This window comes from Streptomyces sp. NPDC001135, from assembly GCF_053598395.1.
Window position 1 is genome coordinate 180490 of record NZ_JBSFKD010000015.1, and the last position, 12634, is coordinate 193123.

10 protein-coding genes are annotated in these 12634 nt (G+C 74.7%); 6 read left to right on the forward strand and 4 right to left on the reverse strand.

Features of this window, described 5'->3' with window-relative positions:
• Positions 1 to 69: 69 nt before the first annotated feature.
• Positions 70 to 1044, forward strand: coding sequence for a lysylphosphatidylglycerol synthase transmembrane domain-containing protein (locus ACWC94_RS20240; protein ID WP_450798136.1), 975 nt, complete (start codon positions 70 to 72; stop codon positions 1042 to 1044).
• Here ACWC94_RS20240 and ACWC94_RS20245 read toward each other — a convergent pair.
• A complete protein-coding gene (locus tag ACWC94_RS20245; protein WP_450798137.1) occupies positions 974 to 2023 on the reverse strand; it encodes a GlxA family transcriptional regulator in 1050 nt (349 codons plus the stop codon). The genes ACWC94_RS20240 and ACWC94_RS20245 overlap by 71 nt on opposite strands.
• Positions 2024 to 2151: 128 nt before the next feature.
• On the opposite strand from ACWC94_RS20245, the gene ACWC94_RS20250 reads away from it, so the two are divergent.
• Both ACWC94_RS20250 and ACWC94_RS20255 read left to right on the forward strand, forming a co-directional pair.
• A complete protein-coding gene (locus ACWC94_RS20250) occupies positions 2152 to 3120 on the forward strand; it encodes an NADP-dependent oxidoreductase (protein WP_450798138.1) in 969 nt (322 codons plus the stop codon).
• 87 nt (positions 3121 to 3207) lie between these two features.
• Positions 3208 to 3972 (forward strand): crotonase/enoyl-CoA hydratase family protein, encoded by a 765-nt coding sequence (locus ACWC94_RS20255; protein WP_450798139.1) that lies wholly within the window; start codon positions 3208 to 3210, stop codon positions 3970 to 3972.
• A 375-nt stretch (positions 3973 to 4347) separates the two neighbouring features.
• Here ACWC94_RS20255 and ACWC94_RS20260 read toward each other — a convergent pair whose 3' ends face one another.
• Genes ACWC94_RS20260 through ACWC94_RS20270 form a run of 3 tightly spaced genes read right to left on the reverse strand, consistent with a single transcriptional unit; the run spans position 4348 to position 8427 of the window.
• Complete coding sequence (locus ACWC94_RS20260; RefSeq protein ID WP_450798140.1) at positions 4348 to 5592, reverse strand: NAD(P)/FAD-dependent oxidoreductase; 1245 nt, start codon at positions 5590 to 5592, stop codon at positions 4348 to 4350.
• Positions 5589 to 6989 carry an FAD-dependent oxidoreductase gene (locus ACWC94_RS20265; protein WP_450798141.1) on the reverse strand — a complete coding sequence of 467 codons (1401 nt, stop codon included), beginning with the start codon at positions 6987 to 6989 and terminating at the stop codon, positions 5589 to 5591. The genes ACWC94_RS20260 and ACWC94_RS20265 overlap by 4 nt, the downstream gene beginning before the upstream one ends.
• A 7-nt stretch (positions 6990 to 6996) precedes the next feature.
• Positions 6997 to 8427, reverse strand: a complete 1431-nt coding sequence (locus ACWC94_RS20270) for an FGGY family carbohydrate kinase (protein ID WP_450798142.1) — start codon at positions 8425 to 8427, stop codon at positions 6997 to 6999.
• A gap of 262 nt (positions 8428 to 8689) precedes the next feature.
• Here ACWC94_RS20270 and ACWC94_RS20275 point away from each other — a divergent pair, with 262 nt between their 5' ends.
• The 3 genes from ACWC94_RS20275 (at position 8690) to ACWC94_RS20285 (ending at position 12591) form a co-directional block, all read left to right on the forward strand.
• Complete coding sequence (locus ACWC94_RS20275; protein WP_450798143.1) at positions 8690 to 9676, forward strand: hypothetical protein; 987 nt, start codon at positions 8690 to 8692, stop codon at positions 9674 to 9676.
• Positions 9677 to 9779: 103 nt separating this feature from the next.
• Positions 9780 to 11312, forward strand: coding sequence for an amino acid permease (locus ACWC94_RS20280; protein ID WP_450798144.1), 1533 nt, complete (start codon positions 9780 to 9782; stop codon positions 11310 to 11312).
• Between the two features lie 175 nt (positions 11313 to 11487).
• Positions 11488 to 12591, forward strand: coding sequence for a mechanosensitive ion channel family protein (locus ACWC94_RS20285; protein WP_450798145.1), 1104 nt, complete (start codon positions 11488 to 11490; stop codon positions 12589 to 12591).
• The last annotated feature ends 43 nt before the right edge of the window (positions 12592 to 12634 follow it).

A 12634-nucleotide genomic window follows, 5' to 3' on the forward strand; every position in this document is an offset into this window, starting at 1 on the left:
ACCTTCGTTGAGGTCAATGTTCCTGCCTTTTCACCGCCCGTTGGGGTGGCGCGGAGAACCTCTGCGGATGTGACTGCCCTCCCGCTTCCCCCGGTGCCCCGGGGACGACTCCCCCGTCGCGTCCCCGTCCGCCAGGTCCTGTGCCTGGTGCCGCTCGCGCTCGTCGCGGTGGTCGCCGTACGGAACCGCTCCCTGCTCGCCGAGGGCTTCGGCCAGCTGCGCACCGCCTCCTGGCCGTGGCTGCTCGTGGCGGCCGGCGCCACCTGTCTGACCTGGGTGGCCGCCGCGGTCACCCGCCAGGGTGCGGTGCTGCAGCCGCTGCCGAAGGGACGGCTGCTGGCCACCCAGTTCGCGGCGGCCTCGGCCAACCATCTGCTGCCCACGGGGCTGGGCGCGGGCGCGGTGAACCTGCGCTTCATGACCGTGTGCGGGGTGCCGCTCGCCCGCTCCTCGGCCGCCCTCGCCCTGTACCTGCTGGCCGAGGCCGTGGGCCGGGTCGGCCTGCTGTCCGCGCTGCTGCTCGCCTTCCCCGACACGCTGCGGCTCGGCCCCCTGCTGCCGGACGGCTCGGCCCTGCCGCTGCTGCTGGGCGCGGTCGCCCTGCCGGTGGTGGCCGGGGCCGTGACGGCCCTCGTACGACCGTTGCGCACGCGCGTGCACGCCTTCGTGCGGGACGCCCTCGGCGAGGCGCGGTCGGTGCACACCCGGCCGGCCCGCGCCCTGGCCCTGTGGGGCGGCTCGCTGGCCTTTCCCGCCCTGCAGGCGGCCGGCCTCGCCGCGGTCGGCCAGGCGCTGCGGCTTCCGGTGCCGCCCGCCCACATGGCGCTCGCCTACCTCGCGGCGACCGTCGCGGTGGCGCTGGTGCCGACACCGGGCGGCCTGGGTTCCGTCGAGGCGGCGCTGATCGTGGCCCTGGTCGCGGTGGGCGGCCCGGCCGCGGTGGCCACGGCGGTGGTCCTGGCGTACCGCGTCATCACCGTGTGGGCACCGCTGCTGCCGGGGGCGTTGACGCTGGGGGCGTTGGTACGGCTGAAGGTGATCTGAGGCCCGCGTCGGTACCGGCGAGGGCCGGGCGGAAGGTCCGGCGGTACGCCTGGGGCGTCACCCCGAGGGCGGCGTGCAGGTGCTGCCGGAGGGAGACACCGGTGCCGAGTCCGGCGCGCTCGGCGACGACGTCGACGGGCCAGTCGGTGGTCTCCAGCAGGTGCCGGGCCAGGTCGACGCGCTGACGGACGAGCCACCGACCGGGGCTGGTGCCGACCTCCTCGCGGAAGCGGCGGGTGAAGGTCCGCACGCTGACGTTGGCGTGCCCGGCCATGTCGGCCAGGGTGACGGGTTCGGCGAGGCGTTCCATGACCCAGGCGCGGGTGCGGGCGGTGCCGGGGGCCTCGGGGTCGGGCACCGGGCGCCGGATGTACTGGGCCTGGCCGCCGTCACGCCAGGGCGGCACGACGCAGAGACGGGCGACGTCGTTGGCGATACCGCTGCCGTGGTCGCGGCGGACGATGTGCAGGCACAGGTCGATGCCGGCGGCGACCCCGGCGGAGGTCAGGATGTCGCCGTCGTCGACGAAGAGGACGTCGGGGTCGATCCGCGCGGTGGTGCACATGCGCTGGAGGCGCTCGGCCTCGCGCCAGTGCGTCGTCGCGGGGCGGCCGTCGAGCAGTCCGGCGGCGGCCAGCACATAGGCGCCGGTGCAGATCGCCACCATCCGGGTGCCGGGCCGGACGGCCGCCAGGGCCTCGCGCAGGCGGCCTGGGAGGCGGCCCTCCTCGCGGACGGGGCCGAGCGCGTGGGAGGGCGGCACGACGACGGTGTCCACGGTGGCCAGCAGAGATGCGTCGTGGGAGACGCTGAGCCGGTAGTCGGCCTCGGTGCGGACGGGGCCGCCGTCCACGCTGCAGGTGGTCACGGAGTAGAGCCGGTTGCCCTCGGCGTCGAACGCGGCGCCGAAGATCCGCCCGGGTATGCCGAGTTCGAAGGGCAGGACGCCATCCAGGGCGAGGACGCCGACACGATGCATGGCCCGATCCTTTCATTCCCTGGCCAACGGGCCACTACTGGGCGGCTGTCCGTCCGGGGAGTCTGAGGGCGTGCCCGGTGACAACCGGCACGAACCCTGGCAGTCCACCGTCGAAAGAGCACTTCATCATGGGGCGCACCACTCTTCCCACGACCATGCGCGCGGTCTCCCAGGACCGCGCCGGAGCACCGGACGTCCTCAAGGTCGTCGAGGTGCCCCGGCCGGTGCCCGGCCGGGGCGAGATCCTGGTGCGGGTGCGCGCGGCGGGCGTCAACCCGGCCGACTGGAAGACCCGCGAGCGCGGGGTGTTCGCGGACGGCTCCGGAATGCCGTTCACGCTCGGCTTCGACGTCGCCGGGGTGGTCGAGGCGGTAGGTGACGGGGTGACCCTGTTCGGGGCAGGTGACGAGGTGTTCGGGATGCCGCGATTCCCGCACCCGGCGGGCGCCTACGCCGAGTACGTCACCGCTCCGGCCCGGCACTTCGCGCCCCGTCCCCGGGGCCTCACGGCGGTCGAGGCCGGTGCCCTGCCGCTGGCCGCGCTGACCGCGTGGCAGGCGCTGGTGGACACCGCGGACGTCCGGCCCGGCCGGCGGGTCCTGGTGCACGCGGCAGCCGGCGGGGTCGGCCATCTGGCGGTGCAGATCGCCAAGGCCCGCGGCGCGTACGTGATCGGCACGGCCCGTGCCGCCAAGCATGAGCTGCTGCGCTCGCTGGGCGCCGACGAGGTGATCGACTACGGCACCCAGGACTTCGCCGAGACCGTCCGTGACGTCGACGTCGTCCTGGACTTCCTCGGCGGCCCGCACTGCGTACGGTCGCTACGCACCCTCCGGCCGGGCGGCACGCTGGTCGCGCTGCTGCCGCCCGACGGCACCTTCCCCGTCGAGGAGGCCGAAGCGGCCGGGGTCCGGGCGGTGTTCATGCTGGTCGAACCCGACCACGCGGGTCTGCGCGGCATCGCGTCCCTGGTGGAGCAGGGACGCCTGCGCGTGCTCGTGGACCAGGTCTTTCCGCTTGAAGAGGCCGCGCGGGCGCACGCTCTGGGCGAGACCGGTCGCACCACCGGAAAGATCGTCCTCTCGGTCGGTCCCTGACCGGCCGCGCTGCTGAGAGGCTGATCGCCGGTCACTCGTACCCCGGTGCCCGGCGGGGCCCCGGGGGCAGAAGAAGGAGGTCCCGTCATGCCGGTCCGTGTCGAGCGCGACGAGCACGTCACCACGGTCGTGCTCTCCCGCCCCGGGGTGCGCAACGCCGTGGACGGCCCCACGGCCACCGAACTCGCCGCCGCCTTCCGGGAGTTCGAGGCGGACGACAACGCCCGGGTGGCGGTGCTGTGGGGGGAGGGCGGCACGTTCTGCGCGGGCGCCGATCTCAAGGCGATCGGGACCGAGCGCGGCAACCGGGTGACCGAGGACGGCGACGGGCCGATGGGACCGACCCGGATGCGGCTGTCGAAGCCGGTGATCGCGGCGGTCGCCGGGCACGCGGTCGCGGGCGGCCTGGAGCTCGCCCTGTGGTGCGATCTGCGGGTCGCCGAGGAGGACGCCGTGTTCGGGGTGTTCTGCCGTCGCTGGGGCGTGCCGCTGATCGACGGCGGCACGGTACGACTGCCCCGGCTGATCGGTGCCGGCCGTGCCATGGACCTGATCCTGACCGGCCGCCCGGTCCCGGCGCGCGAGGCGCACGGGATCGGGCTCGCCGACCGTGTGGTGCCGACCGGCACCGCACGCGCCGCGGCGGAGGCGCTGGCGGCGGACATCGCCCGCTTCCCGCAGGCCTGTCTGCGCAGCGACCGTGCGTCGGCCCTCGACCAGGAGGGGCTGGACGAGGAGACGGCGCTGCGCACCGAACTCCGGCACGGCAGGGGCGTGTTGGCCCAGAGCGCGGACGGTGCCGCCCGGTTCGCGTCCGGGGCCGGACGGCACGGCTCCTTCACGGACCTGTGAACCACCGCTCGCTCGGCCTCCGTTGCCCCGCCCCCCGCTGCCGGTTCCCCCGGCCCCTTCCGCCCCCGGCTGCTCCCCTCCCGCTCCTGCGGCAGTCCCGCGGAGGCGCGCAGGGGGTGTGCGGCGTGGGCGGGCCCCGGCGCGGCCGCCGAAGCGGAGGGTGGTCCACTGCCGGCTCCCGGGTTCGAGTCCGGCGAGCACCCGCACCGGCCGCTGCCGCCGGTCGGTCGGGGAGACGCGCAGCCGGCCGGGGGCGTCCCCGGCGGGTCGCAGGCGTGCGCCGGGGACGACCGGTCGACGGAGCCGAGCCCCGACAGGGTGTTCGTGTCGTTCACGGTGCGCACGGCCGCACCCGGCGCTGACGACGGCTCCGCCTCAGCCGACGCCCACCCGCACCTGGCCGCCCTCCGGGTCGACGCGGTCGTGCCAGCGGGCGGTGAGGGTGAGGGTGCGGTGCGGCGGGGCGGTTCCGGGGCCGAGCCGCTCGCGGTGCAGGAGGCGGCCGTCCTGGCAGACGTACAGGACGGCACGGTGCAGCGGGGCGTCCGTGCGCAGCAGGTGCGGGCCGGCGGGCCGAGCCGTCGGGGCGACGCGGTTCGGGGCGATCCAGCGCAGTGGCGCCTCGACGACGAGCGGGACACCGTGGTCGGGCCAGGGGCCGCCCGCCAGGAAGTCCAGCACGGCTTCGGCCACCCGGCCGCCCTCGCGGGCGGCGGTGCCGGCCGGTTCGGCGGCGTGCAGGACGTTGCCCGCGGCGAAGACACCGGGGCGGGAGGTGTGCAGGCGGGCGTCGACGGCGGGTCCGCGGGTGCCGGGGTCCAGGGTGAGGGCGCCTCGCCGGGCGAGTTCGTGGTCGGGGACGAAGTCGCCCGTGAACACCACGGTGTCACAGGGCAGGACGGTGGTACGGCCGTCGCGGTGACGGACGCGGACACCGGACAGGCGCCCCCGGCCGAGGAGTTCGGTGACCGTGGTGTCCGTCAGCAGGGGGACCAGGTGGCGCAGCCGGGCCGACCGGACACGGGCGGGGCCGGTCCGGGCGCGGGGGTGTTCCGTGACCAGGGCGACGACCTCCGCGCCGGCCGCGCGCACGGTGTCGGCCGCCCGGTAGGAGACGTCGTCGGCGCCGACCACGACCGCCCGGGTGCCGATGCGCTGCCCGAACAGGTGGACGGCCTGGTGGAGTTCGCCGGTGGTGTAGACACCGGCGGGGCGGGTGCCGGGCACCAGCCGGGCGGCGCGCGGGCGTTCCCGGGCGCCGGTGGCCAGGACGACCGCCCGCGCCTCGACGGTCCGCAGGCCCTCGGCGCCCACGGTGCTGAGCACCGTGCCCGACCGCGCCGCCATGTCCCAGTCCAGCACCGTTATCCCGGTCCGGATCACGGCGCCCGCGCGCTCGGCCGCCTCGGTGAGCCGGCGTGCGTACCGGGGGCCGGTCAGCGGGTGCGCGAGGGTGCCGAAACCGCCGTGCGCGCAGTACCGGGGGACTCCCCCGACCTGCGCCTCCCGCTCCAGCACCTCGACCCGTCCGGCACCGGCGGCGGCCAGTCGCGCCGCGGCGGCGAGTCCGGCGGGGCCGGCGCCGGCCACGAGGACGTCGATGCCGCGCACGGCCGTCATGCCCGGCCCCCCTCGAACAGGTCCCGTACCGCCGCCCCGCAGTAGAACCCCTGGCAGCGGCCCGCGCGGGCGCGGGTGCGGCGGCGCAGGCCCTCCAGGGTGCGGGGCGGGATCGTGGCGGCGAGGGCGTCGCGGATCTCTCCCCGGGAGACGCGCTCGCAGTGGCAGACGAGGATGCCGTACTCGGGGTCGGCGGCGACGAGGTCGGGCTGTTGGCAGGGACGCGGAAAGGACTCGCCGAGGTGGGGCATGGTCACCGGATCGGGCTCGCGCACCGGGCCGAGGTCGAGCCCCGTCCCGGCCAGCAGACCGGTCACGTGGGCGGCGATGGCCATCGACGCGGTCAGGCCGGTGGAGCGGATGCCGCCCACGGTGACGTACCCCTGCTCGGGGTGCGAGGCGATCCTGTAGTCCTCCTGCCCGGTGGCCGCGCGCAGCCCGGCGTAGACCGCGGTGACCTCCTCGTCGAGCAGGGCGGGCAGGATACGGCGGCCCTTGTCCCGCAGCCCGGCCAGGCCCTCGGCGGTGGAGCCGGTGGCCCGCTTGTCGTCGAGGTCCTCGGCGGTGGGGCCGAGCAGCACGTTGCCGTGGACGGTGGGCGCCACCAGGACACCCTTGCCGAGCGCGGTCGGGACGGGCAGGAGGATGTGCCGGACGAGCGGGCGGGCGAGCTTGTCGTACACCAGGAGCTGGCCGCGGCGCGGGGTGACGGTGAAGTCCTCGTGGCCGAGCAGCCGGTCGACGGTGTCGGCGTGCAGCCCGGCCGCGTTGACGAGCCGGCGGGCGCGCAGGGTGCCGCGGGAGGTGGTGAGGTGGTGACCGTCCTCCCACGTCGCCTGCCGGACCGCGGTGTTCAGGTACAGGTCCACTCCGGCGCGGACCGCCTGGGTGGCGTACGCCAGGGGTGTCGTCCAGGGGCAGATGACGCTCTCCCCGGGCACGTGCAGGGCGCCGAGCGCCCCGGGGCCGAGGTGGGGCTCACGCGTGTAGAGCTCGTCGGGGCCCAGCACGGACGTCTCGCGGTAGCCGTTGCGCTCGGCCTTCTCGGCCAGCCGGGGCAGGGCGGCCAGCTGTTCCCCGTCCCAGGCGACCAGCAGGGCGCCGACGCGTTCGACGGGGATGCCGCTCTCGGCGGCGTAGGCGCCCAGCCGGTGGTAGCCCTCGCGGACCAGCCGGGCCTCCAGGGTGCCGGGCACCGCGTCGAAACCGGTGTGCAGGATCGCCGTGTTCGCCTTGGACGTGCCCTGCCCGACATCGTCCTGGGCCTCCACCAGGGCGACGCTCAAGCGGGGCCGGCGGGCCAGTTCACGGGCGAGGGCGCAGCCGACGACTCCGGCGCCGACGATCACGACGTCGTACGTCCGGTTCGGCAGCGGGCCTTCCCAGGTGACGGTCATGTGACGGTCATGCGCCGAGCAGGGCGGCCACGGCGGTGCGGAAGCGGGCGCGGTGCTCGGCGGCCCGGTCGGCGGAGAAGCGGGGTTCGTACACGGCGGCGGGCTTCCAGTCGGGCAGTGCCTGTTCGACGGCCAGCGTACGGTCCGCGCCGAGGCGGGCGAGGGTGGCCGCGCCGAGTGCGGTCGCGTCGGGCAGCGCGGACACCTCGACGGGGCGTTGCAGCAGGTCGGCCTGGGTCTGCATGAGCAGGGCCGAGCGGGTCAGGCCGCCGTCGACGCGGAGCGTGTCCAGGGGGGCGCCGAGGTCGGCGGCGGCCGCGTCGGCGAGTTCGGCGACCTGGGCGGCGATGCCCTCGCACAGGGCGCGCACCAGATGGCCGGGGCCGGTGTCGAGGCCGAGTCCGGTGAGCGAGCCGCGCAGGTCGCCGCGCCACCAGGGGGCGGCGAGTCCGGCGAGGGCCGGGACGAAGGTGACGCCGCCGCTGTCAGGGACGCTGCCGCCGACGGGGTCGAGGTCGGCGGCGGAGGAGATGACCCCGAGATCGCTGAGCCAGCGCACGGCGGAGGCCGCGGTGTAGACCTGGCCGTCCAGGCAGTAGGCGGTGGTTCCGGCCAGCCGCCAGGCCACGCAGCTGACCAGGCCGGAGCTGCCGCGCCGGGGGCGGTCGCCGGTGTGCGCGAGCAGGAACGCGCCGGTGCCGTAGGTGCACTTGGCGGCGCCGGGCGCGGTGACGCGCTGGGCGAGCAGCGCGGCCTGCTGGTCGACGGCCAGCCCGGTGAGCGGGATCTCGCGGCCGAACGCCGTGGTGGTGCCGATGTGCTGGGCGTTGCCGGTCACCCGCGGAAGCCGTTCGTCCGCCAGGCCGTACAGCTCCAGCGCCCTCGGCGACCACTGCGCGGCGTCCAGGTCGAGGAGCTGGGTGCGGCCGGCGGTCGCGGTGTCGGTCACGTACGCGCCGGTGAGGCGGTGGACCAGCCAGGCGTCGGAGGTGGTGACCACGCCCTGGCGGGTGAGGTGGCGGCGGATCCAGGCCATCTTGGGCGCGGCGAAGTACGGGTCGAGGGGCAGGCCGGTCAGCTGCCGCAACTCATCGTCGTGCGCCGCGAGTTCGGCACAGACGGTCTCGGCGCGCCGGTCCTGCCACACCAGGGCGTCGGTGAGCGGGCGGCCGTCGGCCGGGTCCCAGGCGAGGACGGTCTCGCCCTGGTTGGCGAGGCCCACGGCCACGACGTCCTCGCCGGCCTCGGCGAGCGCCTGTCGGCCGGCGTCGACCACGGAGCCGTACAGCCCGGCCGGGTCCACCTCGACCCGTCCGCCGGGCAGGTGCCGGGGGCGGACCTCGGCGAACCCGGAACCCAGGACGCCGCGTTCCGGGCAGACCACGAGGGCCTTGGTTCCCGACGTGCCCTGGTCGACGGCGAGCACCGGCTGCGTCATCACGCCTTCTCCCACTCGCCTCCGAAGATCACATTGCGTCAGCCTGCCGTTGCGCCACGTCCACGTCAAGCTCCTGCGGACCTTCAACCGGACATTCAACGCGCCCGAAAAATGGTTGAGTTGACAACAATGGCAAGGCGGAACCCGCACCTCTATAGTGACCGCCGACCAGCGCGCCACCCCACACCGCGCCCCCAGGAGGGCTGTTGCCACGCCACCCCGCCAGCTCGCCCGTGCGCCAGCGGCCCGGGACCGACGGCTGATGGCCAGAGAAGGCCTGCGCCCCTCCTACGACCCCGCCGGCCCCGACCACGCCCTGCGCGCCGCGCTCCAGGACCTGCGCACCGGCCGCTGGATGGCCATGCGCGCGCTGCTCGCGGACACCGTGCACGGGTGGCAGTGGACCCAGCGCACCCAGGTCCTCGCGGCGGCCGCCGCCGGCACCGACGTGGTGCGCGCCTGGCTCGCGGAGGAGCCGGACAGCGTGCACGCCGCGGTGATGCACGCGCGGGTCGGCGTGGAGCGGGCGCTGCGGGCCCAGCGGGAGAGGCACCGCCGTACCCACGAACTGTGGATCGAGGCCTGGGACGCCGCCCAGTCCGCCACCCGGACCGCCCCGCAGGACCCGGTGCCCTGGGTGTGCCTGCTGGCGCTGGCCCAGCTGGACCCGGAGCAGCAGTGGGCGGAGCACCGGGTGGCCGCGCCCGAGCCGGTGCTGCCGCCGGGACCCTGGGGGCTGCTGGCCGAAGCGTGCAAACGGGACCCGTACAACCGCGAGGCCCACCACCGGATGCTGCAGTTCCTGTACGCGCGGGGCGGCTCGGGGCGGCTCGCGGAGGCCGCCGGCTACGCGCAGTGGGCCGCCGGGCAGGCCCCGCCCGGTTCCGCGCTGCACGTGCTGCCGCTGTACGTCCGTGTCGAGCGCTACCGGCGCGACAGCGGTCACGACGCGGCGCTCGACCTGCACTGGGTGGCGGAGGACGCGGCCCGGGAGGCGGGGCGCGCCCTGCGGTCCTGGTTCGAGCACACGGACCGTGCCGAGCGCTCCCTGCTGGACCTCAACCACCTGGCCCACGCCCTGTGGGGCTCGCTGCGGTTCCCCGACGCGGACCGGGTGTTCGACGCCATCGGCCCGTACTTCACACCACCGCCGTGGATGTACCGCACGCCCGACCGCGCCCGTGCCGTGGAGGTGTTCACCCAGGCCCGGGAGCGCTGCCGGGCGGCGACGGACGGATCCCGCCCTTGACGGCCCCGCCGCTCCCCCGACAGCCCCCTGGAAGTCCCTGAATTCCCCGAAGCATCTCTGAACGCGCCCTGTCCCCCAGCCCGTTGAACCCGGAGGTCCCCGCATGTCCGCCACCCCCGAGCCCGCCCCCTCCCCGGGCCTGCCGCAGCAGGACGAGGAGCAGCGGCTGCGTGAACTCGGCTACCGGCCGGTGCTGGCCCGCCGCATGGGCGGCTTCGGCAACTTCGCGATCAGCTTCTCGGTGATCTCGATCCTGTCCGGCTGCATGACCCTGTACGGCTTCGGCCTGAACACCGGCGGCCCCGCCGTGATGCTGTGGGGCTGGGCGGGCGTCGGCCTGTTCGTGCTGTGCGTCGGCCTCGCGCTCGCCGAGGTCACCAGCGCCTATCCGACCTCCGGCGCCCTGTACTACATGGCCGACCGGCTCGGCGGCCGGCGCTGGGGCTGGTACACCGGCTGGCTGAATCTGCTCGGCCTGCTCGGCGCGATCGCCGGCATCGACTACGGTGCCGCCCTGTTCACCGGCGCGTTCGCGAACCTCCGGTGGGGCTTCACGCCCACGCCCGGCAGGACCATGCTGATCTTCTGCGCCATCCTGCTGCTGCACGCGGTGCTGAACCTGTTCGGTGTCCGCCTGGTCAGCCTGCTCAACTCGGTCAGCGTCTGGTGGCACCTGGCGGGTGTCGCGCTGATCGTCGGCGCGCTCGCGATCGTCCCCGACCACCACCGGTCGGCGTCCTTCGTGTTCACGAAGTTCGTCAACGAGACCGGCTGGCACAACCCACTGTACGTGGCGGCGATCGGCCTGCTGCTCGCCCAGTACACCTTCTCCGGCTACGACGCCTCCGCCCACCTGTCGGAGGAGACCTCGCAGGCCTCGGTGTCCGCGGCGCGCGGCATCGTACGGTCCATCTGGGCGTCCTGGATCGCCGGTTTCGTCCTGCTGGCCGGTCTGACCTTCGCCATCCAGGACTACGACGCCACGCGCACCACCGCGACGGGTGTGCCGCCCGCGCAGATCCTGCTCGACGGCCTGGGCACGGACGGCGCGAGCGCGTTGCTGCTGGTGGTGATCGTCGCCCAGCTGTTCTGCGGCAACGCCGAGGTCGCCGCGGCCAGCCGGATGGTGTTCGCGTTCAGCCGGGACGGTGCGCTGCCGGGCTCGCACCTGTGGCGCAAGGTGAGCGCCCGCACCCAGACGCCGGTCGCCGCCGTGTGGCTGTCGGTGATCGTCGCCGGTGTCCTCGCCCTGCCCTCGCTGTACTCGGCGACGGCGTACAACGCCGTGACCGCCATCAACGTCATCGGCATCACCCCCGCCTACGCCATCCCCGTGCTGCTGCGGCTGCGCGCGGGCGACCGGTTCCGGCCGGGGCCGTGGCAACTGGGCCGCTGGAGCAGGCCGATCGGCTGGACCGCGGTGATCTGGGTGGCCTGTGTGACCGTGCTGTTCTGCCTGCCGCAGGCCTCGCCGGTCACCGTGGACACGATGAACTACGCCTCGGTGGCGCTCGCCGTCGTCCTCGTCCTCGCGACCATCTGGTGGTACGTCGCCCGCCGGTCCTACGGCACCCCGACCGCGGCCGCGTACGGCAGCGACCGCGACCAGGCCGAACTCGCGGAGGGCATCGTCTGAGCCACCTGCCCGAAGAACGCCGGTCCCGGTACGAACCGGTGTCCCGGATACGGCAGGATGAACGATCGCGCCGGTCACCGGAGTTCCGGGCCGGCGCGATCGCACTTCCCGCACATCGAGCAGGTGACAACGTGACGAGACTTCCCCACTCCGCAGCACGCCCCGGAGGTGACCGGTGAACCGCGCGCTGACCCTCGACGACCTCGTCCTCGCCGGGATCTCCCTCGCGGCGGGCCTGCTGCTCGCCTTCCTGTCGCGCACGCTGCTGCGCTGGCTGGCCAAGCACGCCAAGCGGACCCGCTGGAGCGGCGACGACGTCATCGTGGACGCGCTGCGCTCGGTCGTGCCCTGGGCGGCGATCGCGGGCGGGCTGGCGGCGGCAGCGGCCGTACTGCCCCTGACCTGGACCGTGCAGCACCACACGAACCAGGTCCTCGAGGTGTGGCTGATCCTCGTGGTCACGCTGTCCGCGGCCCGGGTGATCTCCGGCCTGGTCAGCTCGGTCACCCAGTCCCGCTCGGGCGTGGCGGGCTCGGCGACCATCTTCGTCAACATCACCCGGGTGCTGGTCCTGGCGATCGGCTTCCTGGTCGTCCTGCAGACCCTCGGCATCTCCATAGCGCCCCTGCTGACCGCCCTGGGCGTCGGCGGTCTGGCCGTGGCCCTCGCCCTGCAGGACACCCTCGCCAACCTCTTCGCGGGCATCCACATCCTGGCCTCCAAGACCGTCCAGCCCGGCGACTACATCCGGCTGGGCAGCGGCGAGGAGGGGTACGTCGTGGACATCAACTGGCGCCAGACGACGGTCCGCCAGCTGTCCAACAACCTGGTGGTCATCCCCAACGGCCAGCTCGCCAAGGCCAACATGACCAACTACACGCACCCCGAGCAGAAGTTGACGGTGCTGGTGCAGGTCGGGGTGGGCTACGACTGCGACCTGGAGCACGTGGAGCGGGTGACGGCCGAGGTCGTCACGGAGGTCATGCGGGAGGTCGAGGGCGCCGTCCCGGACCACGAGGCCGCCGTCCGCTTCCACACCTTCGGCGACTCCCGCATCGGCTTCACGGTGATCCTCGGCGTCGGCGAGTTCAGCGACCAGTACCGGATCAAGCACGAGTTCATCAAGCGCCTCCACCGCCGCTACCGCGCCGAGGGCATCAGCATCCCGGCCCCCACCCGCACCGTGACGCTGCAGCACGGCGCGGTGGTGATCCCGCAGCAGCGCAGCGGGGAGGACCTCACCGCGGGCTCCGCCCGGGACGACCAGCACGGCCGCTGAGCGACCGAGCGCCCGGTGGCCGGCCGGGCGCGAGGACGTGCCC

Excerpts from the sequence above, each read along its gene's own strand:
- ACWC94_RS20275 (WP_450798143.1), top strand. The coding sequence starts at position 8,690 with ATGGCCAGAGAAGGCCTGCGCCCCTCCTACGACCCCGCCGGCCCCGAC.
- ACWC94_RS20260 (WP_450798140.1), bottom strand. The coding sequence starts at position 5,592 with ATGACGGCCGTGCGCGGCATCGACGTCCTCGTGGCCGGCGCCGGCCCC.
- ACWC94_RS20265 (WP_450798141.1), bottom strand. The coding sequence starts at position 6,989 with ATGACCGTCACCTGGGAAGGCCCGCTGCCGAACCGGACGTACGACGTC.
- ACWC94_RS20255 (WP_450798139.1), top strand. The coding sequence starts at position 3,208 with ATGCCGGTCCGTGTCGAGCGCGACGAGCACGTCACCACGGTCGTGCTC.
- ACWC94_RS20245 (WP_450798137.1), bottom strand. The coding sequence starts at position 2,023 with ATGCATCGTGTCGGCGTCCTCGCCCTGGATGGCGTCCTGCCCTTCGAA.
- ACWC94_RS20250 (WP_450798138.1), top strand. The coding sequence starts at position 2,152 with ATGGGGCGCACCACTCTTCCCACGACCATGCGCGCGGTCTCCCAGGAC.
- ACWC94_RS20280 (WP_450798144.1), top strand. The coding sequence starts at position 9,780 with ATGTCCGCCACCCCCGAGCCCGCCCCCTCCCCGGGCCTGCCGCAGCAG.
- ACWC94_RS20270 (WP_450798142.1), bottom strand. The coding sequence starts at position 8,427 with ATGACGCAGCCGGTGCTCGCCGTCGACCAGGGCACGTCGGGAACCAAG.